The organism is Rickettsia endosymbiont of Ixodes pacificus, from assembly GCF_000965155.1.
Classification (GTDB): Bacteria; Pseudomonadota; Alphaproteobacteria; order Rickettsiales; family Rickettsiaceae; genus Rickettsia; species Rickettsia tamurae.
Window position 1 is genome coordinate 829,785 of the sequence record NZ_LAOP01000001.1, and the last position, 25,166, is coordinate 854,950.

Below are 25,166 nucleotides of genomic sequence, written 5' to 3' on the forward strand. Positions count from 1 at the left end.
AATAAATAAAATTTTTATGCAGTTAACAAGTTTTACCGACTACGGATTACGTAGCCTTATATATCTTGCTTCAAAACCGGAAAGAATTTGTAGTGTAAAAGAGATATCAGAGTACTATAATATTTCCCTTAATCATTTGGTAAAAGTGATTCATAGATTAGCACAATTAGGATATATTAATAGTAGTAAAGGAAAAGGAGGGGGAATTAAGCTAGCATTTAGCCCTTCTTCTATGAAGTTGGGAGATATAATAGAAAAATTAGAACCTAATATGGATATAGTAGAATGTTTCAATAAAAATACTAATAGCTGCAGAATTACAAATTCATGCCAATTTAAACATTTTATTAAAGAAGCAAGTGAAGCATTTATAAAAACATTGAATAATTATACATTAGAAGATGCAATGATTACTAAAACAATTCAAATTAAGGATAAGCTATAGAAAAATAACCGTTTTTCTTTTTCCGCATATTAAAAACTCCTTATTCCCCTTAGCACCTAGTATAGGACTTTCTATTATACCAAATATTTTAAAATTATGCTCTTTCTCAAGCCAATCTTTGATTTTATCACATACTTTTTGATGTAAGAGAGAATTTTTAATAATTCCTCCCTGCTCTACTTCATGCTTTTCGACCTCAAACTGCGGTTTTATTAAAGCAATAAGCATGCAATCTTCTTTAACTAAATTTAGTGCAGTCGGTAATATAGTAGTTAAACTAATAAAGCTGGCATCACAGACAATTAAATCAGGAGGGGTAGTTATTTGCTTATCGGTTAAATATCGTGCGTTAGTCTTCTCAAGCACTTTAATTTGTGGATTGTCGCGTAATTTAGGATGAAGTTCGCCATAACCGACATCTACGGCAAAAATTAATTTTGCTTTACGCTCAAGTAATACTTCTGTAAAACCGCCGGTGCTACTACCTATATCAATACAAACTAAATTTTCAGGATCAATTTTAAAATAATCCAAAGCGGCAATTAATTTTAATGCCCCTCTTGAAACATAATTATGCTTCGGTAACTTTACCTTAATGTCGGTGTCATTTATATTAACCTGTATCCCAGGCTTAATTAACTGCTCATGCTTATTATGTACTTTACCTTGGATAATCAAGCTTCGTGCTATGGTAATATCTGTTACAAAACCTTTTTGCAGCAAATATTCATCAAGCCTTATTTTAGTCATTACTTTTTAAATTTGAATTTAACTTATGTTATAAGGGTTCATGAGATAGAAAATATACAATTTGTCTAATTGAAAGTTGCAGTTTCAATTAGACGTAATATATTTGAGCCATACAATAATGCTGCAACTGAAGGGAGCATGGTAATCTAGAAAAATATTCAAATCCTAACCAATATATGTCTTTTCTTACCGGCAGAGAGCTTTATAACATTTTTATCGAGTAAGAAATTAGTATTAATTATCATATTCTCATCTGCAACTAATTCATCATTTATTTTAGCTCCCTTCCCTCTTATAAGCTTGCGTGCTTCCGATTTAGAAGTAGCAAGCCCTGCTTCATGAAATAATTCATATGCACTAATACCTGCTTGTAATACTTCCTGCTCTAAAACAACGGTAGGTAAATTCTCATCGATTTGTCCTTCTTCAAATATCTTTACTGCAGTTTCTAGAGCTGATTTTGCCGCTTGTTCCGAATGACAAAGCTTAGTTAGCTCATAAGCAAGCTGTTTTTTAGCTGCATTAATATCTTCAGCCGCTAAACTCTCAAATTTATTAAGCTCTTCAGAAGTTAGCTCACTATATAATTTAGCAAATCTAATTACGTCGGCATCTTCACAGTTACGCCAATATTGGTAATAATCATACGGACTTAACAAATCTTCATTAAGCCATACCGCCCCTACTGCAGTTTTACCCATTTTAGCACCTGAGCTAGTCGTAAGTAGCGGCGTCGTCATACCGAATACTTCTTTACCGCTTATTTTACGAATTAAATCCGCTCCCATTACGATATTGCCCCATTGATCGCTACCGCCAAGCTGCAAACTGCAATTATAATGCTTGCTTAAATAGTAAAAATCATAGGCTTGCAGCAACATATAGTTAAATTCTAAGAAGCTTAAATGCTGCTCACGCTCAAGCCTTAGCCTTACTGAATCCATAGTCAGCATGCGGTTTACCGAGAAATAGCTACCGAAATCCCGTAGGAAATCTAGATAATTGAGCGAATCTAACCACTCTGCATTATCCAGCATAATAGCATCACTTTTACCGTCACCGAATTTGATAAACTTTGACAGTGACTTTTTAATACCTTCGGCATTTCTTTTTATATCATCTTTAGTCAAAGCTTTACGTGCTTCATCTTTACCTGAAGGATCACCGATTTTACTCGTACCGCCGCCGATAATTACAATAGGCTTATGTCCATACTGCTGAAGCAATCGCAGAATCATTATCTGCATTAAACTACCGATGTGGAGTGATGTAGCAGTACAGTCAAAGCCTATATACGCAGCTATTTTTGTTTCTTTCGTTATAGCAGTTAACCGATCCAAATCGGTACATTGATGGAAATATCCTTTGTTTATAAATTCTTCTATAAAACTCATATATTATTTCTTATTTTTTTTAAAATTCCTTTTTTGCTTTTCTGCTAGGAAATAAAGTGTTAAGGAAAATAGCATCTTTATCACCTTTTATATAAAGTACTGCATATACTTGCTCAATCATTCTAACATATAAAATTTTTTGACCTTTATATTTCTCTTGATTATGATGTAATTTAATATATAATGAATTACCGTCAGCAATCGACTGTATTATTTCTTCAAAGCCTATATTACGCTCATGCAATAACTTAGCGTTCTTTTCATGATTATATCTAAATTTGATCATTGGTATTTACAATTTAGTAGCATCTGAATGAATTAGCATATTAAGATAGGTTTGATAAGGCAAACCATGCTTAGAAGCTTTAATTTTTATTGCTTCTATGTCATGTTCTGCAATTCTAATAGTAACAGACCGCTTTTTATTAAGATGTGCTTTTGCAGACTTTTGAAATAATGCAATGAGAGCTGGATCATCAATTTTTTGCTGCTTTTCAAAATTATCTTCAATATCTTGTTCGTAAGGATCTAGTTTGATACTCATAATACAACCATTTTCAATGTTATATTTATTATAAATAATGTAAGTACTTTGTCAATACTTGATATATTAGACTATCCTGCGGATAGTTATAAATCTGTACATTGGATTTTGTGAAAGAAATTTAATTTAATCTATTTTTTAGTTCTCTTTGCATCATAGGAAGTAAAATATAAATCAAAACAGGTAATAAAGCAAATTTAAGCAAAAGTGTAAAATTAAATAATATTGTTGAATTTTTTATTATAGGAAAAGTTTTATAAAAAAAGAATAACAGAATGAAACTAATAATTATACCTATAGTTTTTTGAGCATTATTTAAGATCAAATCAGAATTATATTTAAAGCAAATATATACGATACCATGACCCACTAAAGTTCCTATTGGTAATAAAAGCAGTAAGGGAAAAGGACTGTCTTTCCATAAAAAGAAACATATACCTATCACAAAAGCCAATATACAATAATAAGATTTAGCCCTATTTTCCCATCTACTTATTTGTGCTTGTATAAAATTACTTCTATAAACTAAAACAATTAACACTCCAAAAATCATACCGCCTATAACATCATATATACTATGTACTCCAAGATATAGGCGTGAAAGCATAATATTAATAATCATTGCGATAGATATTATTTTTAACGTTTTTGAATTAAATGATAAAAATATTATCATAAAGAAAACAGTAGCCACCTGTACATCCCCACTAGGGAAACCAAATGATCCATCATTAATAGGTAACATATGTAATGTACTAGGCGGGCGAGGAATAGAAAGCCTTTTTAATAATAACATTCAATAATGTTGCAAATGATATAAGCCAGCCTAAATCCAAAAATAATCTATTTCTTGGATTTAACCAGTAGGCAATCGCAATAATTGTAATGTAAAAATAATCACTAGCAAAAAAGGAAATATTTTAAACCAGCTAGTTAACATTTCACTTCTAAAATTTAATATCCATTCAGGATTTATTTTAAATAACATCATTACATATAATATTTTTTAGAATAGTATAGACATAACCACATATGAGATAGACTGTCAATGATAGAATATGGTTGTTAGGTACTGTAGTAAAAAATTTATTAATTTTTTAAGAAATAATTAATACCGGCTTGAGCCGTGTCCGGTCCTTCATTTTTTATTTTCTCTATATCCTTACTACTTGGTACTACCAACGGCAATATGCCCTGCTCTTTTTGGGTTAGCATTTTTATATACGGATACAACAAAATATCCTTGATTAGCAAATTTTTGTGCTTGAATAAAACTATCATCACGATTTCCTGCTTTAACAAAATTCCATCCGTTCTTTATTCCGTCTGTTTCAAGCCACTCAGCTTGCTTATTTGATAAAGTAGGTATAAATTCTTTATCGCTTTCAGGATGGGGAAGTAGAGACTTATTTGGAAGCCCCAAGGCTGCACTAGCAGCATACGCAAAACAACTACAATGAGTCAAACGCTTTAACTTAGGAGAGTTATATTTTTCCGTTTCTTCTAATAAAGTTTCTCCCGACTTACAATTTATTACATTACCTTTTTGCCACTTTTCCTCAACATTTAAAGAGTTAATTACCTCTAATTTTTTTTAGCACTTTCCGATATATTGTCTGCTTGTGCAGTCATAATACAATAATACGATAATTCAACTATTAATTGTAATTTCTTATATTTTATTATTTAGAAAAATATAAGAACACTCTATGTTTCTTGACAAATGCTATGCTTTTATATATGCTCCTTCGTATGTTAGCAACAAGAAATAAGGCTTAGAAATAAGTACTTCAAGCTTAGCACCCGTAGCTCAATTGGATAGAGTATATGACTACGGATCATAAGGTTAGGGGTTCGACTCCTCTCGGGTGCGCCATTCTTCATTTTTCAGTATTTCTACAAACGTATCAAACGGCGGACACAGTATAAAATCAAGCTTTTTGCCGTTTAACTGAAATATTAAGTGTCTTTCACCAAATCTCTAAACTAAGTAGCTTTTCTCTTTCTTCTAAATAGTAAATTTATCACCTTATAAAAAGAAATATTAATAATTTAATTAACCAACAAGCCTCCTTAATCTCATTTATCTTTAACTGTGGCGGGGGAAAATTCCAAGCATCAACCTTGTGGCAGAAGCTTAACCGAGTTGAATATTTAGCAACTGTGTCGATGAGCTATTAAGATGGATGCGTACTAAAGGCGGTGTTAAGCTGCAAGGTTTAGCGACACATCAGCAACATTATAGATTATAATTATTATCATTTATTAACACCTCTTATTATTTCCTCTAATCCTCTATATACTCATAAATCCCTTAAATTAATCCTAATTTATTTATTCATACTTTTAGTTAAATTTCTATTGCTTTCTTAAAGCTCCTTATTATGATTCTGTCTATAAGCTCATTTTTAACAAAATATTAAAATTTATAGAATTTAATAAGGGTAGAGATATGAAAGAATTAATAGAATTTCTAGAAAAAAGAGGATTTACTAGACAAGCAAATAGTTTAAGAAAGGGTGATACAACGCTTAATCTTTCTTATAACGACATAGGCGAGGCTAGAGCGAGAGACTTAGCGGCAAGCTTAAAAGCTAATAACTCTTTAACGTCGCTTGATCTTAGATGGAACAAAATAGGCGAGCAAGGAGCAAAGGAATTAGCCTTAATGCTAAAAGATAATTCTACTATTACAGAGCTTAATCTTAGGTATAACAATTTTAGAATCATTAATAAATTACTAAATTTTTAACATTTTTTCAACTTATATTTTATTTTTATGAGATTATACTGATAATCTCTTCTAATTATATTTAAGTAATTAAGTTAGATATGGTTTGAGAATTGTAGGAAATTTTTAATTTTGCAGTGAATGGAAAATATGTTCTAATTAGCAACGTAAATTGATCTTTCATAATAAGACTCCATATTAAGCACTAATAAGCCAAACATAACTATAAATGTTATTGCCATTACAATTATAATTAAATCATAATCTGACAACAAAAATAATAATTTATTTTGACTTTATACTTTACTAGGAAGCTAAGCTAGATGAGTATTTATTTTTAAAATAAATCATAAGATATTTATATAAGTTAACACATAAATTAAATATTCTCAAATGCAATCTAAATAAAAAGTAATATAATTTAATAAACTGTAACTTTTTTAGTTGCAGTTGGTGGTTCCACTTCCAATGATGAAATGCCTTTAATTGGGTAGCGGTACCACCATGTATAGTATAGTACCGTACAATTTTTAAAAAGCCCTCGATGTCATCCCTGCAAAAGCGGGGAATGCAGAGAAAAAGCTTAATAGAAAAAAAGCAAATAACAAAACAGAATGAAGTTGCTTAAATATAAAGTAACCAACAAGTTACTAATATATTTAAAGTTAAAAAATTATTTGTTATTGCAATTTTTTAATTTTTGCTTTAATTATAATCAACTATTATTAATAACAATAGACTTCTTGCATAACGTAGTTAATAAAGAGGAATTTGAAAGAAACACGAAGCACAGAACCACAGCGTACACTTTAGTACGTGAGGATTCGAGCATCGGATTGACGTACAAATTACCTTTAGAAACAAGTTATGCAAGAAGTCTAATAAAAAATAACTTTTTATGGAAGATATAAGCTCTTGGAAAGAAAAGTTTGAAGTTTGCGTTTATACTAAGAAACTACTTGATAAACTTGAATATTTAAACACTAAAGTAAAAAACCCCGTCGATATAGAGGAAGTTAAAAAAGGCATTTTCTATGCTCGTAAATATCACGGCTCACAAATGCGTCAATCAGGCGATCCGTATTATTCTCACCCGATTGAGGTGGCGATTATGCTTGCGGTATTTGTAGCTGAAGAAGCCCCTAAGCTTTTTACTTCTAACATGATAAATGCTGCTTTGCTTCACGATACCATTGAGGATACAGAACTTACCGAAGAAGTAATAACTACAATTTTTGGGCTAGAAGTTGCAAACCACGTAGAGGGTTTAACTAGAATCAAACCTTACGGGAAAATTAGTGCAGAAGAAAGCCTCAATTTATTAATTCAGCAAAAAAGATATGATACAGCTCTCATAAAATTATTTGATAGAATCCATAATATCCAAACTTTAGGTGCTAAATCACCTGAGAAAGCAAAAAAGATTATTGAAGAAACTTTAATAAATTTTGTAATTCTAGCTGAATATTTAAAAATACCAGCGATAAAACAAAAAATAGTTGATTTATGCTTTCAACATTTATCTATTAAGCAATTTCTAGCTCAGGAAGATGATCTTTTTAATAATTTTCATTTGTTTTTTCTAATGTTTCAAAATGAGTTATCCCGAATAGAAAAGCTAAACCGGTAGGTAACATAATAATTAATAACCCCCAATTGTTAAAATATTCTACTATATAAACAAATCCAAAAGATGTAACTACGTGCATGAAAGCACGCGAAATAGCAAAGGATAAAGCAACCGAGGTAAAACGTTTAAATATAGGAAAATACTTAAAGAAAATTGGCAAACCATTAGAACTATCAGGTCTAAAAAAAATAAAAAACGATTGTATGCAAAATAATTCAATCGGAGAACCTACTTTTAAAATTAGATAAGGACAAATAATAGCAAACCCTAGAAATATTATTAAACGAACTTTAGCTATTTTTAAGGGATAAATTTTATAGCACAAATATTACTGTACTGGAAAAATGAACTATAGAAACCCAAAAATTGTGATGTATTACTTCCTCAGTACTGTAACCAAAAGAAGTTTTTAATATATTACTACAATAACTACAATAGAAATACAAAAAATAAAAACATACTGGCCATGTACAGTCAATTAAGAACAAGGCAAAAAATGTCTTTAAGTTGACTTTCTGTTGCCATATCGGGTTATTTTTTAATTTATTTCTATCTATATTAGCCTGCTCCAACAATTTCTTTAATTGTTTTTTAGCATTAGCAAAATCTGCGGTTTCTCTTAAGGCTTTCCTTGCTACAGTTCCTATAACCGCAATAAATGCTCCAGCTAGAAAAGCATATCTCCAACTTAACCCGTTAGAAGTAACAAAAGAGGCAACGGCTAAATCCCTCCAGCCGCAGACAGACAACCAATTAATGCTACACTTGAATATTGAATAGGAGGTTGTGTTATTTCTGTTATATAAAGTTCTGCCCCTATAATTTCACCCATAGAAGCCATACCTTGAATCATACGACATAACGTTACAATAATGGATGCTATGATTCCAATTTGAGCATATGTAGGAAGTATTGCCATTACACCACAGGTTAGAGCCATAAAAGTAGTTGTAATTATAGTAGCTTTTCTACCTATATTATCGCCCAACCATCCAAATACCATAGCTCCAACAGGTCTAAAAACAAAAGTAGAACAAAATGCAAAAGCAGTAAGAAGAGAATTAACAAAAGAATCGTATTTAGGAAAAAATAACTCATTTAGGAGTACTGCCATATGCACATAAAGCATAAGAATCAAAATATTCTAAAAATGTTCCTATAGAAAGTAATCCAACGGCCTGTTTTTGTTATCTTGTTAAATTTCTTTGTTCTTTTACATGACCGAGCATAAATTCTTTATAAAAAATTAAATTGTAAAGAAACTTATACTGTTTTATATAAAAGTCAATAGGAAATTTCATTTTATACGATAAATAAGGAAACGAAGTGCAACTTAATGCACTTCATATACTAATGCGTTGATCTTATGTGAATATGGCATAACCTCAGCGATAGTGGAAAACTAAGACCTACTAAGAACCAAGTTAAATAAAATTTATATCCCAAATATTGTTTGAATAAATAATTAATATATTCAATTAAAGCTACTGAAGCGACAATTATAGCTAAATTAATAAAACGATTTAATTTTGATTGAGGAAGATCAAAATATTTATAAAACAGCCCCCAAGAAATAGTAAAACCGAGTAATCCCCAAAATACCGTCCATACCCAAGCAAGACAATTCACGTCAATAATTTTAAGATAAGCTACCATAGGCACGGTTAATAGCCATAAAAACACTCCAAACATATAAGGATATTTTTGAATAATCTCTTCTTTGGTTAAACTATATATAACAGCAATAACCATTATTCCAATTGTTATAGATGCAATAATATCAACCGGATAATGATAGCCCTTATAAATCAGCGAAAATCCCATACCGGTTAAAATCACTACTATTATTATTCTTAATAAGGAATATCTAATATTCGCAAAAAACCAACCGTAAAATACTACGCCACTGCTCATATGACCTCTAGGGAAAGCAAAACCTTTAATATTTAGAGCAGGATTTAAAGGTATTTCAAATGTATATTTTAACAATATATTTAAAATTGTAGTGAAAAGTAATACACAAATAGCTTGTGCAAATAGTTGCCTCCTAAATATAGTAAATCCGAGCATTATAATAATCTCATAACAATATTCTTGTCCAAATAACAAAAAAAATTTTGTTAAATATTGAAAAAAATATCCTTATTCATTGCTTTACTTATTATTTATATATAATTGAAGTTATCATAAATAATAAGCTATAGATATAAAAAATATTTTCCGCAAATTTGTATTTACTATTTTCTTATGTTTAATAAATTTACAACTAATTGCTGCAAGCTTTAACGAAAAAATACCTGTATATTTTAAATTAACTAACGAAAATCTGTTAGCAGGGCAAAATTCGTTAAATATTGATCTTTGTGATTCTAGAATTAAAGAATGGTGTACAAAGCCGCAAAGAGAGCTAGGGCTTAACGGGAAAAAAATGAATGATTACATATCTATTTCGCCTGATATTAAGGGAGAATGGCGATTTGGCTGGTGGTATAACATAAATTTTACTCCAGAAAGCAATTTTGCAGCTCATCAAACTTATAAGATTACTATTGAAGATTATATATTTCCTCATTTTATCGGTCTAAAAAGTAATAATATAAGTTTTACAACTTTACCTCTACTTCCTGTTATTAAAGAAATGAATTATCTACAGGATAATATCGATAACTTTAGAGGAAAGAATAGAATTTATAAAATCTTCAACCAAAGAAAAATTACCGTTTTCTATTAAATTTAATATAGATAATACGGAAGCTACGATTATTACTAATATATAGCTAGACCATAGTAAATAGGTACAGTTAAATAAACTTTAGTACGTGTTCTACAGCCATACTGATATCTTTGAATTGCCCCGTAACTTTTCTTATTTCGTTCTTAATCTTAAACCAATAATGTTCTATAGGATTTAAGTCTGGGCTATATGTAGGTAAGAATAAAATTCTGCACCCAACCGACTCGATTAATTCTCTTATTATATTATTCTTATGGAAGTTGATATTATCCATAATTACTGTTTGTCCAGGATGTAATTCTTTAGTTAATATAGTCTCTACATAGGTTGTAAATATTTCTTTATTACAATTTCCTTCAAATATTACTGGCGCTATAATTTGATTATTACGAAGCCCCGCTATCATACTGATCCTGGATTTATGTTGATACACTTTGTTTCCATAACATCTAGTACCTTTTATACTCCATCCATATTCTCTACAAGCATTATCTTCTATTCCTGACTCATCAATGAATACTAGAGTTTCTTTAGAAATTTGCTGTATCTTTTCTATAAATTCATTCCTTAAACCAATATCCCTTCTGGGATGAAGATGACTTTTTTTTATAAGTGTACCCTAGTAGTTTTCTATAGTAATTTATTCTAGTTCTTTGTAATCTATTACCTAGTATAATACTTAATTCTTTAGCTGTTTTATCATGATTATTGATAATTAATTCTTCAAATTCTTTGAGATTTATTTTTGCATTATAACCCTTTGCTGGACCATAAGGTTTTGCTTTTATATCTCCTGTTTCCCATTTAAGAGTTTTCCATCTATATATAGTGTTACGACCTATATTGAATATTTTACATGCTTTAACAATTGAGAGCCCATCATCTAGAGCTTTGAATAGTTTCATTCTTAAATCGTAACTGTAACTGCTTGCCATAATTTATTTATTATCATTTATAACATATATATTAGCATAGTATGTACCTATTTACTATGGTCTAGCTATATCTATGTATTTCTTCTTTCTTTTTATTATTAGAAATAGGAGTAATGGAAAGTGCATTTGTCTTAGATCCTACAATATTAATCTTACTATTTAAATTTGAGACGATACTTTGTGCTTCTTTTAAAACATTTAATTTATTAATATTTTCAAACTCATTTTTAAAGTTATCTTTTAACTGTTCATTGAAGATTTCTTTTGGTAAATAAATTCCACCGGTAATAGTACCTGCCCAAGTATATTTAGATTTAGAATTTAAAGTAGAGGCAATATTACTTGCTAACTTTTCTAGATTTTTCGGCTCTAAAAAATTATTTATATTATCGGGATTCTCTTTAGAATATTCAGAAACGATAGGTTTTAGCATCTGATTAATCATGTAAAAATCTTCACCTCTATTATCACCTTTATCAAAAAGTTTTTGTGATATTTTCTCGCTTAAAATATTTGCTAATAAATTACTCTTAATATCTTGTTTATTTGCAATATTTTCATATAAAGAGTTTAATATTTGTAATGGAGAATTTACATGATTTGTAATATGTTTATATTGATTTGTTTTAGGAGTAGCTAGGTTAGTAACCATATTCATAGGTAGTGAATTTAGTTTTTCTATAATATAGTCTTTAATCGTTTGATTTTCTTCATATAATATTTTTACCTGTTGAACAAATTCTTTTTTACTAAGTAAATTTCTTTTTCCTTCAGCTTGTATTTGTAAAAATACTTTATCAATTGCCTTATCAATTAATTTTGCTTGTTGTTCTTTAATTAGTTTAGGTACTAAAGGAGGGATAGCCTTATCAAGATTGTAAGTATCAGTAAGTAGCATTAAATTATCAGGTAATTTAGCACCTGTTAAATTAGTATTTTTAAAATTACAATCTTTTAAAGAAGTTACTTTAGTTAAATCTGCATTTTTTAATGATACGCCTGAGAAGTCGATATTAGATAAATTACCTACTAATATAGCTCCCTTTAAGCTGAATTTTCCATTTTGTATTTTATTTAAATTATTTCTAAGAGTAATTTCATCTATAGTTTTATCTTTAAAATCTTGTGATGGACTAAATACGTCTTTTACTTTCTCAGTAGCATAGCTAAAACCTGCTTTTATAATATTCGGCAATTGCCCTTCAAAATAATTTGTTTTTTGAGCTAGATTATATATAGCACTAGCAGCCCCACGATAATTACTTTTTTCAACCTCTTCTATAACTTTAACTAATTCATCAGGATGGTTTAACATTGATGGAAGTACATTATATAATTCTTTCTTATCAAGGTTATTTATACCTGGTATGTCCACTAAAGTTTTATCTAAAATACTTGCAAATATTTCTCTATTATTATTTAAATATTTTTTAATTTCAGGATTGTCTTTAGTTAAAGCTATTAATTCTTTTGCCATTCCCGTATAATCGCCTTTAATAAAATCTCGAAAAACCTTTTTTAATGATTCAGGTTTATCAAGTAATATAGGCATTATGCTAGTTAGCTTTGTAACATCACTCGCTTCTAGACCATAATTTATAAGTTGTTGTTTTATAGTTTGGCTATTTTTTTCATCTTGTTCTAAAACTCCTGTAATTAAATTATCAAATAGACCTTCTTTACTTTGGTCTACTAATATATCTTTTAATTTAAATGAAGGATCATTAAGGGCAGAGATTATATTACCGGTTAAACTCATATAATCGCCTTTATTTAAGTCTGCAATAATCTCATGAGCAATTTCCGGCTTTGACATAACTTCGCCTACTATACTAAGCATTTGTTTATCAAAATTATATTCTTTTGTTATGCTTTGTACACTAGGAGTATTTTCAATAATACCTAAAGCAATATTTGGTAAGATTGTTTTATTATTAGCAAAAAAACTTTTTAATTTATCATCACCCGCTACCATTTCTAAGGATTTCTCAAGAGATATCATTACACCTTGATTTGGAGCATTAAGAGCATCAAAAATCTCTTTTGTCTCAGGAATTTTATTTAATAAAGTAGGAATAATATCTAAAATTTTAAGATCGATTTTGTAGCTTTCAAAATGTTCTTTTAAGAAAGGTTTAGCTTGTTCTTTTGCTTCTGCTAAGAAATTTTCAATAATTATTTGTTTTTCAGGAGATAGTTTGTTAAATCTTTTTAGAGAATGAGTATTATTTATATTTTCAGCTAGTTCTTGCTTAAAATCAGGATGTTCATTAAATATTTTTATAACTAATGAATATAAATTTTTCTTTTCAGGTTTTTGTAATATATCATCAAAAGTTTTTATATAATCGCTTGGAAGTATTTCAGTTGCTCCGGTACGTATATAATTCGTAATATCTTCGCTCTTCTCATTAAAGAATTTTTTGAAGTTTTTATCGGTAACCAGCATATCCAAACTTCTAGAAGTCACTTTATTCCAGTCCGGTAGCTCTTGCTTTACTTCAACTGCAATTTCTTGAAGTTTTTTCAGCACTTTTTCATTTTTAAAACATTCTTTTAGTATTTCGAGTCCCTTTTGATCTAAAGCACTCTTATCTTGAAATTCTCTAAAGCCCGCATTTGCTAAGATTTGACCTATTTTAGGCAAATCATCTGAATGTTTTTTTAAAAATTCCCATATTGGAGATTTTTCAAGAAGTGATTTTTGAAATTCCAGATCAAGATATATCTTAGAAGAGTTAGCAAGCTTAACAAGATTATAAGTATTTACAGGATTAGTTAAAACAAATCTTGCTCCGAGTAACATCGTTCTTAAGCTTATACTTTTTGAAGACGATAAGTCCTTAATTGCACTCTTTAGTACTTTATTAGCTTTAGAAGAAGATAAAACTTTTTCTACAACTTTTTGATAGTTTTTATTATTTATAACAGCCATAAAATTACTCGAAATTTTTAAATATTCTAAATCTATTTTAAAAAATTTTTAAAAATAAAGATTAGGTATTTTTAATTTTTTTTATTCTTGTTGTTAATATGTATACTTCGACACAACACGTTCAGCATCCGAGGACTTACAAAGACATTGCTGCCAATTTTTCAAGTTCTATCTGAGTATATTATTTAGCCTCCGCTTTTGGCGTCCATGTCAGTGAATACTTCTTCCCATGAACCGGTAGTCGCTGCTTTTGAATATTCAGTTGCTCTATTTTCAAAAAAGTTCGTATGTTCGACTCCGTTTAGCATTTCATCAAGCCAAGAAAGCGGGTTATGATTTACCAAATATACATCTTTGAGTCCTAGCTGCATTAAACGACGGTCGGCAATATAACGAATATATTGTCTTACTTCATATGCCGTTAACCCCTCAATACCGCCAACTTCAAAAGCAAGTTCAATAAAGGCATCCTCAAAATGCACAATAGTCGTACAAGCTTCATAAATACGTTTACGCAGCGTTTCCGTCCAAACTTCAGGGTTTTCTCTTACAAAAGTCTTAAACAGAGTAATAATTGAATTAGTATGAAGCGTTTCATCACGCACTGACCAAGCAATAATCTGACCCATACCTTTCATTTTATTAAAACGAGGGAAATTAAGCATGATCGCAAAAGAAGCAAATAGCTGTAATCCTTCAGTAAAAGCTCCAAATACTGCGAGTGTAGTTGCTATATCTTCTTTGGTATCCACTCCGAATTGCTGCATATAATCATACTTGTCTTTCATTTCCTTATATTTAAGAAATGCTGAATATTCTACTTCTGGCATACCTACCGTATCAAGTAAATGTGAATATGCTGCAATATGTACCGTTTCCATATTAGAAAATGCCGATAACATCATTAATATTTCAGTCGGTTTAAATACTCGTGAATAATGCTTCATATAGCAATTATTCACTTCAATATCTGCCTGTGTAAAAAAACGAAATATTTGCGTTAATAGATGTTTTTCCCCTGGAGTTAAGTTATATTTCCAATCTTTAACATCGTCGGCAAGCGGTACTTCTTCCGGTAACCAATGAATTTTTTGTTGAGTGTGCCAAGCTTCATATGCCCATGGATATGAAAACGGTTTATAAATTGGACTTGCATCAAGTAATGACATAATTTTTCTTTTATTTTTATTCTTTTAATTTTTCTATTTCCGTAACTGATAACCCCGTTATTCTTGATATAGTATTTATATCAATTCCCTCAAGTAATGCGTTTTTTGCTGCTTCAATTTCGCTTTCAGCTCTACCTTCGTATACTTACTTTTTTGATTTGGTGTCACATCTATGTATTGTTTCATATTCTATTCTTTTAACTTTTCTATTTCTTCCGGAGATAATTCTGTAAGCTCAATAATATCTTCTAGCAACATTCCTAATTAGCATTTTTTTGCTATTTCAATTTTCCCATCAGCTTTCCCCTCATTATATTTACTTTTTTGATTTAACTTCTTCCGTTTGAGCAGCAAGCATCGCTTTAATATAATTATCATATTCTGCTTCGCTCCAGTTAAATTGTTCAATAGTTTTATAGGCTGATAATACTATTTCATCTTTTGTATGTTTCGGGGGTTCTTTGGCTCTATCGAATTTAGCCATCATATATAACCAATCATCTTCTAAGCTTTCTAACTCATCTGCTTCTTTGGTAAATTTGTCTAATTCAACAAATACGTAAGACAAGCATTTAAGTTGATGCTTACCGTTGCCGACATTAATAGTTTGATGATAGCTAATACATTCTTTTTCCTCGGGTAATGCCTGAAATCCAGAAGTAATTACTGCCATTACTACAGGAGCTAGATCAGCATATTCTTTTTTCCTCTTTTTAATTGCGAAGAAAATGCTATACAACCGTAAAATTGTACTCTTGCTAAAAAGGCATCGGCATAGCCGTTTTACATCTCAACAATATAAATATTGCCGGAGTTATCTCTAACTTTTACGTCTACTATACTCCTTTTATTCTGCCCTAAATCCGGTACTTGTTCGTTTGAAATATATTCAAGGTCGATAATCCTTAACTCTTCAGGTAACCTCATAATATTATTGAGAAAGCTTAGTAACCTTGTTTTATCCGTAAATAATTTTTTAAATGCTACATCATTTGTTGGGTCTAAATATCTTTGCATAGTTATATTATACTTACTGACAAGCTAAGCATTCTTCGTAGTTACCGGCTTCTGCTAACTTATCGTTTTGTTTCTCTAAGTCTTTAAAATCTGCTTTTGGTACATCATGCGACACTTTATCGGCTCGTTGTATTGACGTGGATCTACAGTAATATAAACTTTTTACTCCTTTTTTCCAGGCTTTAAAATGAATATTATTTAAATATTTCTTACTAATGTTACCCGGTAAAAAGATGTTTAAAGATTGTGCTTGCGTAATGTAAGGAGTACGATCGCTTGCCAGTTCAATTAGCCAATTCTGATCAATTTCGTAAGCGGTTTTGAAAACCTGTTTTTCTTCTTCGGATAAAAATGTTAAATGTTGCACTGATCCTTCATGTGTTGCAATCGAAGACCAGACTTGATCATTATTAAATCCTTTCTCTTCTAATAATTTTTCTAAATGTTTGTTACGCACGTTAAAAGAACCGGTTAAAGTCTTTTGTACAAAGCTATTAGCGGCAAACGGCTCTATCCCGGGTGAGGCATTACCTGCTATTACCGAAATTGAGGCGGTAGGTGCTATTGCGGTTTTATTGCTAAATCGTTCATTACTTCCTGCATCTAGAGCATCAGGACATACTCCTTTTTCTTTACCGATTTCTATTGAGGCTTTATCGGCTTCAGCAGATATATATTCAAATATTTTTTTATTCCAAACTTTGGCCATAACCGATTCTATCGGTACTTTTTTCATTTGCAAAAATGAGTGGAAGCCCATTATGCCAAGCCCAACGCTTCGCTCACGCAAAGCCGAATATTTAGCTCTTGCCATAGTATCCGGTGCTTTATTAATAAAGTCTTCTAAAACATTATCAAGGAATAACATAATAGAATGGATAAATTCTTTATCATCTTTCCACTCTTCATAATACTCTAAATTTAAAGAGGAAAGGCAGCAAACAGCAGTTCTTGACTTTCCTAAATGATCAATTCCCGTCGGCAATGTAATTTCGCTACAAAGATTGGACATTTTAACTTGAAGCCCTAATTTTTTATGATGCTCAGGTATGGATTTATTAACACTATCGATAAATAACAAGTAAGGCTCACCTGTTTCTATTCTAGTAGTTAATAATTTAACCCATAAATCTCTTGCTCTAACTTTATTTACGACTTTTTTGGTAGCAGGACTAATAAGGTCAAAATCCGTATTGTTTTCAACTGCTTTCATAAATTCATCGGTTATAGCTATACCGTGATGAATATTAAGAGCTTTACGGTTAACATCCCCACCTGTCGGACGTCTTATATCGATAAATTCTTCAATTTCAGGGTGATTAATAGGCAAATATACAGCCGATGAACCTCGTCTAATAGAACCTTGCGAAATAGCAAGAGTCATAGAATCCATTACTTTAATAAACGGTATAATACCGGATGAATGACCTTTATCACGAATCCCTTCATTAATAGAACGAACATTACCCCAATAACTTCCAATCCCGCCGCCACGTGCAGCAAGCCAAACATTTTCCGTCCATAAATTTACTATATCGTCTAAGCTATCATCGGTCTCATTCAAAAAGCATGAAATAGGAAGCCCCCTATCCGTTCCGCCGTTACTTAAGATTGGTGTTGCCGGCATAAACCACATTTTACTCATATATTCATATAACTTCTGAGCATGCTGTTTATTTTCGGCATAATAACTAGAAACTCTTGCAAATAAATCTTGAAAATCCTCACCTTTCATAAGATATCGATCTCGCAGAATAGCTTTACCGAAAGGAGTAAGTAAATTGTTATGGTTGTTGTTTATAGTTATTTGAAATTTGTTTTTTTTAAGCGTGTTCATTATAGGTACTAATGGGGTTGTAGGCGTTATTTATAATGCTTATTTTAAAAAAATGACACCATATTCAGTGTATAGAATCTTCACCTAAGTAGACACGAGAATAATAATTTATTCAATATAAATATTTATTTTTTTTTTAGATTTTTGACTTGACACAAATCACCCTTGATTACTATTATAGAATAGTTTTTACAAATGTTATGCTTTCTTAAGGCACAAACAGTCTTAATCCTGTGAAAGTAAGGCATCGTTGCGTGGTTCCAAGTTATATTTCTGCGTAGGCATAAGTTTAAGGATCGATTCCATCTCTGTCATCCCGTGATCAAGTCACAGCGTAACAGAAAGAAAACCGATCCATGCAACAAGACCTTATCTATGCGGGAATAACGTTAAAGGCATTCTCCATCATTCGTATTAAGACCTATCGGTGTAACCTCATCCTTATATTCAACAATAAACGATGAAACAAATTTACGTGGTGTGGCGACTACTATCCAATCAACTTCTACAACATAATATAGTTAATTTAAGTCTCATTGTCTTGAAATAATAGAAAAATTACAAACAGATAAGGAATCTATTATAATTACCAAAAGAGATAGGGAAGTAGCACAAATATTACCTATAAATACTAAAAAGATCTCAATATTTGGTATGCTAAAAAACAAAGCCGAGATAAAAGCGGATATATTAGAACCAATAGAAGAAAAATGGAATGCAGAACATTAATAATGGTTTAGTACTAGATACCCATGTTTTATTGTGGTCACTATTACAACCTGAAGAATTATCAGAACAAATAAAACACAAAATCAATTTAGCTCAAGAAAATTCGCAATTATTCCTAAGTTCTATCTCATTATGGGAAATAGCTATACTTAACTTTAAAAAGCGTATTAATATTTACGAACCTATAAAGGACTTTCTAAACTCTATAACAAATATCAACGGATTATCTATTAAAGATATTTCTCCGGAGATTGCTACTGAAAGCATTTTTCTTATGGATGATTTTCATGGTGCCCCAGCTGATAGAATTATTGTAGCAACAGTAAAATGTCTTGGAGCTACCCTACTTACTAGAGATCAAAAAATTCTTAACTGAGCTAAGTTAGGACATATTAAATCAATATCTATCTAGGTTCTGTACACTTTTGATTAATGATTATAATTATGAATCTTTTTAACTGCAAATTATAAGATTTTTTTGAAATAGGAACAACTATTACTGCAAAAATCTTATTAATTTTCGCTTAAAAATATCTCATAATTATAATCATTAATCAAAAGTGTACAGAACCTCAACACAATAACAATTGATTATTTCCTCAATATCCAATAAAATTCTTTTTAAAATTTAAATATAAAAAGTAATGTATAATACTGATGTTGTAATAATAGGTGCCGGTCCGGTTGGATTATTTGCAGTTTTTCAAGCAGGAATGCTTGGCATGAAATGTCATGTTATTGATGCACAAGAAGTTATTGGCGGTCAGTGTATTACCCTATATCCTGAAAAGCCTATTTACGATATACCGGCATATCCTAAAATTGCAGCAGAAGAGCTAATAAAACAATTAGAGCTTCAAGCAGCTCCTTTTAAGCCTGTATATCACTTAAATCAGCAAGCTATAGAGCTAAATAAACAAGATGATTTTTTTGAAATTAAAACCTCAAAAAACACTCTTATTAAAAGCAAAGTTATTATTATTGCAGCAGGAGCAGGTTCATTCGGACCGAATAAACCGCCTCTTGCAAATATTGAAGATTTTGAAAGCAAGTCGGTTTTTTATTTCATCAATGATAAAAGCAAATTTGCGGGTAAAAATATAGTTATAGCAGGCGGCGGGGATTCGGCTGTTGACTGGGCTATTTCTCTTTCGGAGATTGCAAATAAAATATATTTAGTACATAGGCGGGATAAATTTACGGCTGCCCCTGAAAGCGTAAGGCAATTAAGGCATATTGCAGAAACCGGTAAAATCGAGTTAGTAACCGGTTATCAATTAAATGCTTTAGATGGTAATAATAATGAACTTCAATCGGTTATAGTTAAAGATCTACAAAATAATACTCGCAAATTGGATGCCAATATATTACTACCTTTTTTTGGTTTAAAACAAGATCTGGGTAGCTTAGCAAATTGGGGTTTAAATGTTAAGCTTCACCATATTGAAGTAGATAATTCCTATTATCAAACTAATATAGAAGGTATTTACGCTATTGGTGATATTGCTCATTATGCCGGTAAACTTAAACTGATTTTTACCGGTTTTGCCGAAGCAGCAAGTAGCCTTCATCATGCTTATAGTAGAGTATTTGACGGCAAGGCTCTACATTTTGAGTATTCTACCACAAAATATACTCGATGAACTTTAAAAATTGGCTACGTCGTTCTACAAGTTCTGCGGTGCTCACGTATTATTACGCTCCGCTCCTCGCCTTGTGAACTCCTTGCTCTTTTTAAAGTTGATCTTCGTATATCAATACTTCATTTATCAAGGGTATATAGTGAATAATATAATTGACGGTAAAGCGTTAGCAAATGAGATACTAGCAGACTTAAAACTAGAAATTCAAGAACTTAAAAGCCAAACCAACGCTTCACCGAAGCTTGCTATAGTATTAGTAGGCGATAATCCGGCAAGCATTATTTATGTAAAAAATAAAATAAAAAATGCACATAAAATAGGAATCGATACTTTATTAGTAAATCTATCTACTACTATTTATACAGGTGATTTAATATCGAAAATCAACGAGTTAAACCTTGATAACGAGATTTCGGGAATTATAGTTCAGCTTCCTTTGCCAAGCTCCATAGATAAAAATAAAATTTTATCGGCAGTATCACCTTCTAAAGATATCGATGGTTTCCACCCTTTAAATGTCGGTTACTTACATAGCGGGATTAGTCAAGGCTTTATCCCCTGCACTGCCCTTGGTTGTCTTGCAGTTATAAAAAAATACGAACCTAATTTAACCGGTAAAAATGCTGTAATTATCGGACGCTCAAATATAGTAGGAAAACCTTTAAGTGCTTTACTGTTAAAAGAAAATTGCAGTGTTACTATTTGCCATTCCAAATCACGAAACTTAAGCTCTATTACTTCTAAAGCCGATATTGCCGTTGCCGCAATAGGTTTGCCTTTAAAATTAACTGCAGAATATTTTAATCCTGAATCTATAGTAATTGATGTAGGCATTAATAGAATTAGCGGCAATAAAATTATCGGTGATGTTGATTTTGAAAATGTTAAATCTAAAGTAAAATATATTACTCCCGTCCCAGGCGGCATCGGACCGATGACTATTGCGTTTTTACTTAAAAATACGGTTAAGGCATTTAAGGATTCTTATAATACATAATGTCATTCCCGTGTAGAATAGGCCTTGTTGCATGGATACCGAGTTGTCATTGCGAGCAGCCGTAGGCTGGGCGTGGCAATCTCATGAAATAATAACAAACTCCTGAGATTGCTTCGTCAATTGCTATGCAATTTCCTCGCAATGACGGATAAACCGATCCATGCAACAAAGCCCCTAAAATAACATTAAGATTATTCTAATTCCCTATTATAAATACTCGCAAGTTCTACATAATTTCTTACGTTATCTTGCATATATTCTAAATCTTGATCGGTTAAATATCTAACAAATTTTGCAGGGGATCCCATCCATAATTCTTTAGATTTAATTATCTTCTTTGGCGGGATAAGACTTCCTGCAGCAATAAAAGCATATTCTTCTATTACTGCATAATCCATTATCGTAGTACTCATAGCATTATTATGTATTGTGCAGGCATGAATAAGAGAGAGATGACCGATAGTTATATTATCGCCTATTTCTACCGGTCCGTTAAATCTTGAAGTATGAATTACACTACCGTCTTGCACGTTAGTATTATTTCCTATTTTTATCGATTCAACGTCGCCTCTAAGAACCGTATTAAACCAAATGCTTGAATTACTACCTATTTCAACATCTCCTATTAAAGAGCTGCTTTCGGCAATATATGCACTTTTATCGATTCTTGGCGTAACTCCTTTATAAGGGATAATAAGCATTAATTATAATCTACCCAAGAAATATTACCGTCTTTACGATAATAAACTATATTGATACGATCATTATTGATATTTTTAAATACTACCGCAGGTAAATCTTCTAAATCCATTTTCATTACCGCTTCTTTTACTGATAATTTTAATATTTCTACAGGCTTTTCAGCGATAATTGCCGGATTATCATTATCTTCGGAGTTAGAGGTTTCACTATCAGATTGCGGATTAATAATATATTTGGTACCTTCGTAAGCAATTTCTGATATTTTTACTTTACCCGCATGATGATTTTTGAATTTTGATTTATATTTTCTAAGCTGTTTTTCTAGTTTTGACATAGCTTTATCAAAAGCTACATATATATCGCTACAACTATCATTACTTTTGACTATATTATGTTTACCTGGACCATATTTTACTATAATATCACATTTAAAGTTAATTCCCTCTTTTGAAAAATGTATATCTATATTTATTATATCGGTAAAATATTTTTTAACGACTTGCGTAGCCCTCTCTTTTGAATATTCTTGTAAGCTATTACCGATCGAAATATGTTGAGCTGAAACTGAAATAATCATAAATAACCTTTATAATCTGAAATAATTAATATATAGGCGTTACTAATTAACACCTATACAATTAATTTATATTTAGAGTAATTTCAAGTTTTATTACAAATTAATTTATTTAAACTTTAGCCGTAGAGTTTGGGACGCTTATCTTTATTTTGTTGTGATTTAATTAGTTTTTTAGCAGTCTTTCTTACATAATTAGGCTCAATACCGATTTCTAAGCAGGTAGCATTAAAATTTTCATTATTTTCAAAAAGCCACTTTTTAGCATTATATTCTGCTTTTGTTGCCTCTTTCTTGGTAGAAGTATTAGTTGCATCTATTATTGCCTGCATAATAATAGCACTTCTAAGAGCAATATCGGGTATAGGATTATAAAGTTTAATATGCTCAAAAGAAGTAGTTAATTTAATGACATATGGTTTAGTCATATAAAACCTCTAATAATTATTAATAATGTAACCAATAGGTTTTTCTTTTTTAACAAAGTCCTTAAAAAGTATAATAATTTTCAAGGCTTCAACTAATAGTGACTAATTTAGATTAATAGAAATATCTATTGATTATAATATTAGGAATAAGCTATAAAATCTAAACGTTAGGTTCTGTATATTTTTTGATAATTTGATAAAATAAGATATTTTACTCTTGCAGAAATAGAAGAATTGTTATATATATTGTTATCTCTTATGTATAAGGGGATGTAGCTCAGTTGGTTAGAGCGTCTGCCTGTCACGCAGAAGGTCGCGGGTTCGAGTCCCGTCATTCTCGCCAAGCCCTTTCAGGGTTTCGGGGCTTCCCTTCGTTTTCTAAAAAATCCATATGCTCCTTTTATGTTCCAAAATGTCTAATTTTTTATATTAAACTCTTTTAAATACCGTTTAAATATTATAAAAAACTAACTTATATATATTCATTAAAGCAACTTCAACTCATTTATTCACACTTTTAGTTAAATTTCTATTGTATTCTTAAAACTCCTTATTATGATTCTGTCTATAGCTCATTTTTAACAAAATATTAAAATTTATAGGATTTAACAAGGATATAAATATGAAAGAACTAATAGAATTTCTAGAAAAAAGAGGGGGCCGGCAAGCAGATAGTTTAAGAAAAGGTGATACAATATCTTGGGAGTAACCAAATAGGCGATAGTGAAGTAAAGGAATTAGCCTTAATGCTAAAAGATAATTCTACTCTCACATCGCTTGATCTTTCTGATAATAAAATAGGCGAGACTGGAGCAAGGGACTTAGCGGCAAGCTTAAAAGATAATAACTCTTTAACGGAACTTAATCTTTCTAGTAACAACATAGGCGATACAACATTAAAGACAATTAACGGATATCTGCAAAGAAATAAAACTATAGCCGAGAAAAAAAGCAGAAAGCTTAAATGCAGAGGGTAATAATTTATGCAGTCAAGAAAAGGATGGCTATAGCTATAAAAAAAGAAAATTTATATGAAGAAAATAAAGCAAAAGCAGAAAAGAAATATGAAGAACAACAGCAGCAAGAACTAGAAAAACAACGAATAGAAGAAGAAAAGAAACGATCGGAAGAAGAAAAAAGAAAACTATTAGCAGAAGAAGAAGCGAAGAAACAGGCAGAGGAAGAACAACAGCAGAGCCTAAAACTTGATGAGCTAAAATATAATCAACTAATTTTAGCAATAAAAGATAATAAAGCAGAAGAAGCAGAAAGTTTAGTTAAAGAGCTAAATTGTGATATGCTTAGCAAAATTGATGCTAACGGCAATACGGCTTTAACTTTAGCCGCTTATAAAGGTTTAGAAAAAGTCTGTGAATTACTTATATCTAAAACGAATAATTAGGCTATTAGTATTATCAATAATAATGGCGAAACAGTATTAACTTTAGCTGTTTCACAAGGTTTAGAAAAAGTTTGTGAAACGCTAATACCTAGAATGTCCGATGAAGCTATTAATCATGTTAATAATGACGGCGAAACAGCATTAAGCATAGCTACAAAAAATGGTCTTAGAATTATAGCAAGAAGTACTTGTGACTTACTATTAAAAATGATCGATAAATTAAATAATACAGATAATATTAACTTAGAAGATAAAGAGAGAATAATAGAGAAGATACTTATTAAAATACAAAAGTTAGAATACAACAACGTTATACTGCAAGAGATAGCTAAAAGTATAAAAAATATTATAAGCAAAAATAAAATTACTAAAGGTCAGCTAATAGATTTGGAAGATGAAATTGAAGAAGCGGTACAACAGCAATATATAGCAGATAAACATTTAAGTGTAAAACTCTACACGGGCTGTTGAAAAAGTTATAAAAAGAAGTAGAAAAGAGTTAATCTAAGGAATAAGCTGTATTTTTATGCTTAAATGAAGGTGTAAAGATGCAGGGTTATAAGCTTGATC

The 25,166-nt window shown here is 30.7% G+C and carries 27 protein-coding genes, 2 tRNA genes and 3 pseudogenes; 15 read left to right on the forward strand and 17 right to left on the reverse strand.

The genetic code is table 11. From position 1 onward, the window contains the following. Positions 1-16 precede the first annotated feature (16 nt). A complete protein-coding gene (locus tag REIP_RS04420; RefSeq protein WP_008579452.1) occupies positions 17-445 on the forward strand; it encodes an Rrf2 family transcriptional regulator in 429 nt (142 codons plus the stop codon). On the opposite strand, the gene REIP_RS04425 is transcribed toward REIP_RS04420, so the two are convergent. The 6 genes from REIP_RS04425 to REIP_RS04455 all read right to left on the reverse strand — a co-directional run bounded on the left by REIP_RS04425 (position 440) and on the right by REIP_RS04455 (position 4,598). Beyond that, positions 440-1,195: a TlyA family RNA methyltransferase gene (locus REIP_RS04425; RefSeq protein ID WP_023508098.1), complete on the reverse strand. Its 756-nt coding sequence runs from the start codon at positions 1,193-1,195 to the stop codon at positions 440-442. The genes REIP_RS04420 and REIP_RS04425 overlap by 6 nt on opposite strands. Before the next feature lie 158 nt (positions 1,196-1,353). After that, a complete protein-coding gene (gene tyrS, locus REIP_RS04430; protein WP_045803934.1) occupies positions 1,354-2,589 on the reverse strand; it encodes a tyrosine--tRNA ligase in 1,236 nt (411 codons plus the stop codon). 19 nt (positions 2,590-2,608) lie between these two features. Then, positions 2,609-2,875: a hypothetical protein gene (locus tag REIP_RS04435; RefSeq protein WP_045803935.1), complete on the reverse strand. Its 267-nt coding sequence runs from the start codon at positions 2,873-2,875 to the stop codon at positions 2,609-2,611. A gap of 6 nt (positions 2,876-2,881) precedes the next feature. After that, on the reverse strand, positions 2,882-3,133 hold the full coding sequence (locus REIP_RS04440) for a CopG family antitoxin (RefSeq protein ID WP_032138766.1): 252 nt from the start codon (positions 3,131-3,133) through the stop codon (positions 2,882-2,884). A 121-nt stretch (positions 3,134-3,254) separates the two neighbouring features. Then, on the reverse strand, positions 3,255-3,878 hold the full coding sequence (locus tag REIP_RS09505) for a phosphatase PAP2 family protein (protein WP_231569222.1): 624 nt from the start codon (positions 3,876-3,878) through the stop codon (positions 3,255-3,257). Positions 3,879-4,298: 420 nt separating this feature from the next. Then, positions 4,299-4,598, reverse strand: coding sequence for a hypothetical protein (locus tag REIP_RS04455; protein ID WP_231569223.1), 300 nt, complete (start codon positions 4,596-4,598; stop codon positions 4,299-4,301). 334 nt (positions 4,599-4,932) lie between these two features. On the opposite strand from REIP_RS04455, the gene REIP_RS04460 reads away from it, so the two are divergent. The 5 genes and pseudogenes from REIP_RS04460 to REIP_RS04470 all read left to right on the forward strand — a co-directional run bounded on the left by REIP_RS04460 (position 4,933) and on the right by REIP_RS04470 (position 7,494). Beyond that, a tRNA-Arg gene (locus REIP_RS04460) sits at positions 4,933-5,009 on the forward strand. A 209-nt stretch (positions 5,010-5,218) separates the two neighbouring features. Continuing rightward, positions 5,219-5,314: a hypothetical protein gene (locus tag REIP_RS13660; protein WP_371256148.1), complete on the forward strand. Its 96-nt coding sequence runs from the start codon at positions 5,219-5,221 to the stop codon at positions 5,312-5,314. A gap of 271 nt (positions 5,315-5,585) precedes the next feature. Continuing rightward, positions 5,586-5,885: a hypothetical protein gene (locus REIP_RS04465; RefSeq protein WP_082068242.1), complete on the forward strand. Its 300-nt coding sequence runs from the start codon at positions 5,586-5,588 to the stop codon at positions 5,883-5,885. Between the two features lie 593 nt (positions 5,886-6,478). After that, positions 6,479-6,748 (forward strand): annotated as a pseudogene (locus REIP_RS13665) (palindromic element RPE1 domain-containing protein); the annotation flags it as partial. A 14-nt stretch (positions 6,749-6,762) separates the two neighbouring features. Then, positions 6,763-7,494 (forward strand): HD domain-containing protein, encoded by a 732-nt coding sequence (locus tag REIP_RS04470; RefSeq protein ID WP_045803936.1) that lies wholly within the window; start codon positions 6,763-6,765, stop codon positions 7,492-7,494. Here REIP_RS04470 and REIP_RS04475 read toward each other — a convergent pair. Further along, a pseudogene (locus REIP_RS04475) lies at positions 7,424-8,723 on the reverse strand (MFS transporter). The gene REIP_RS04470 and the pseudogene REIP_RS04475 overlap by 71 nt on opposite strands. A 121-nt stretch (positions 8,724-8,844) precedes the next feature. Further along, a complete protein-coding gene (locus REIP_RS04480; RefSeq protein ID WP_231569224.1) occupies positions 8,845-9,564 on the reverse strand; it encodes a phosphatase PAP2 family protein in 720 nt (239 codons plus the stop codon). 136 nt (positions 9,565-9,700) lie between these two features. On the opposite strand from REIP_RS04480, the pseudogene REIP_RS09520 reads away from it, so the two are divergent. Further along, positions 9,701-10,268: pseudogene (locus REIP_RS09520) on the forward strand (alpha-2-macroglobulin family protein); the annotation flags it as partial. 27 nt (positions 10,269-10,295) lie between these two features. Here REIP_RS09520 and REIP_RS09525 read toward each other — a convergent pair. The 6 genes from REIP_RS09525 to REIP_RS04525 form a co-directional block, all read right to left on the reverse strand. Beyond that, positions 10,296-11,163, reverse strand: a protein-coding gene (locus tag REIP_RS09525) for an IS630 family transposase (protein ID WP_156147374.1) whose coding sequence is annotated in 2 segments (ribosomal slippage) — positions 10,296-10,835 and positions 10,837-11,163 — 867 coding nt in all. Because the reading frame shifts where the segments join, the coding sequence is not laid out codon by codon here. Positions 11,164-11,224: 61 nt separating this feature from the next. After that, a complete protein-coding gene (locus tag REIP_RS04500) occupies positions 11,225-14,098 on the reverse strand; it encodes a pentapeptide repeat-containing protein (RefSeq protein ID WP_045803938.1) in 2,874 nt (957 codons plus the stop codon). A 185-nt stretch (positions 14,099-14,283) separates the two neighbouring features. Next, the gene (locus tag REIP_RS04505) at positions 14,284-15,267 is read right to left on the reverse strand and encodes a ribonucleotide-diphosphate reductase subunit beta (RefSeq protein ID WP_045803939.1); all 984 of its coding nucleotides are present in this window, start codon (positions 15,265-15,267) and stop codon (positions 14,284-14,286) included. A gap of 316 nt (positions 15,268-15,583) precedes the next feature. Continuing rightward, positions 15,584-15,940, reverse strand: a complete 357-nt coding sequence (locus REIP_RS13195; protein WP_197069202.1) for a PD-(D/E)XK nuclease family transposase — start codon at positions 15,938-15,940, stop codon at positions 15,584-15,586. A gap of 110 nt (positions 15,941-16,050) precedes the next feature. Continuing rightward, positions 16,051-16,284 (reverse strand): PD-(D/E)XK nuclease family transposase, encoded by a 234-nt coding sequence (locus REIP_RS13200; RefSeq protein WP_023508162.1) that lies wholly within the window; start codon positions 16,282-16,284, stop codon positions 16,051-16,053. A gap of 13 nt (positions 16,285-16,297) precedes the next feature. Then, complete coding sequence (locus tag REIP_RS04525; protein ID WP_045803941.1) at positions 16,298-18,121, reverse strand: ribonucleoside-diphosphate reductase subunit alpha; 1,824 nt, start codon at positions 18,119-18,121, stop codon at positions 16,298-16,300. A 546-nt stretch (positions 18,122-18,667) separates the two neighbouring features. Between REIP_RS04525 and REIP_RS12445 the strand changes: the two genes are divergently transcribed. From REIP_RS12445 to folD, 4 genes are all read left to right on the forward strand, one after another. Continuing rightward, a complete protein-coding gene (locus tag REIP_RS12445) occupies positions 18,668-18,850 on the forward strand; it encodes an antitoxin (protein WP_082068300.1) in 183 nt (60 codons plus the stop codon). Next, positions 18,837-19,226: a type II toxin-antitoxin system VapC family toxin gene (locus REIP_RS04530; RefSeq protein ID WP_045803942.1), complete on the forward strand. Its 390-nt coding sequence runs from the start codon at positions 18,837-18,839 to the stop codon at positions 19,224-19,226. Before REIP_RS12445 ends, REIP_RS04530 begins: the two co-directional genes overlap by 14 nt. A gap of 268 nt (positions 19,227-19,494) precedes the next feature. Further along, the gene (locus tag REIP_RS04535; RefSeq protein ID WP_045803943.1) at positions 19,495-20,493 is read left to right on the forward strand and encodes an NAD(P)/FAD-dependent oxidoreductase; all 999 of its coding nucleotides are present in this window, start codon (positions 19,495-19,497) and stop codon (positions 20,491-20,493) included. Between the two features lie 139 nt (positions 20,494-20,632). Continuing rightward, positions 20,633-21,490, forward strand: coding sequence for a bifunctional methylenetetrahydrofolate dehydrogenase/methenyltetrahydrofolate cyclohydrolase FolD (gene folD / locus REIP_RS04540; protein ID WP_023508157.1), 858 nt, complete (start codon positions 20,633-20,635; stop codon positions 21,488-21,490). Positions 21,491-21,681: 191 nt separating this feature from the next. Here folD and REIP_RS04545 read toward each other — a convergent pair whose 3' ends face one another. The 3 genes from REIP_RS04545 to REIP_RS04555 all read right to left on the reverse strand — a co-directional run bounded on the left by REIP_RS04545 (position 21,682) and on the right by REIP_RS04555 (position 23,194). Then, the gene (locus REIP_RS04545) at positions 21,682-22,191 is read right to left on the reverse strand and encodes a gamma carbonic anhydrase family protein (RefSeq protein WP_045803944.1); all 510 of its coding nucleotides are present in this window, start codon (positions 22,189-22,191) and stop codon (positions 21,682-21,684) included. Next, entirely contained in the window at positions 22,191-22,769 is a 579-nt protein-coding gene (gene hpf / locus REIP_RS04550; protein ID WP_045803945.1) for a ribosome hibernation-promoting factor, HPF/YfiA family, read from the reverse strand. The genes REIP_RS04545 and hpf overlap by 1 nt, the downstream gene beginning before the upstream one ends. Positions 22,770-22,885: 116 nt before the next feature. Continuing rightward, the gene (locus REIP_RS04555; RefSeq protein WP_045803946.1) at positions 22,886-23,194 is read right to left on the reverse strand and encodes a hypothetical protein; all 309 of its coding nucleotides are present in this window, start codon (positions 23,192-23,194) and stop codon (positions 22,886-22,888) included. A 266-nt stretch (positions 23,195-23,460) separates the two neighbouring features. Between REIP_RS04555 and REIP_RS04560 the strand changes: the two genes are divergently transcribed. From REIP_RS04560 to REIP_RS11695, 4 genes are all read left to right on the forward strand, one after another. Continuing rightward, positions 23,461-23,537: transfer RNA gene (locus REIP_RS04560), tRNA-Asp, on the forward strand. 343 nt (positions 23,538-23,880) lie between these two features. Then, the gene (locus REIP_RS04565) at positions 23,881-24,171 is read left to right on the forward strand and encodes a hypothetical protein (RefSeq protein WP_231569225.1); all 291 of its coding nucleotides are present in this window, start codon (positions 23,881-23,883) and stop codon (positions 24,169-24,171) included. Positions 24,172-24,194: 23 nt separating this feature from the next. Further along, complete coding sequence (locus REIP_RS12450; RefSeq protein WP_023508150.1) at positions 24,195-24,596, forward strand: ankyrin repeat domain-containing protein; 402 nt, start codon at positions 24,195-24,197, stop codon at positions 24,594-24,596. Positions 24,597-24,608: 12 nt separating this feature from the next. Beyond that, on the forward strand, positions 24,609-25,067 hold the full coding sequence (locus REIP_RS11695) for an ankyrin repeat domain-containing protein (RefSeq protein ID WP_231569333.1): 459 nt from the start codon (positions 24,609-24,611) through the stop codon (positions 25,065-25,067). The last annotated feature ends 99 nt before the right edge of the window (positions 25,068-25,166 follow it).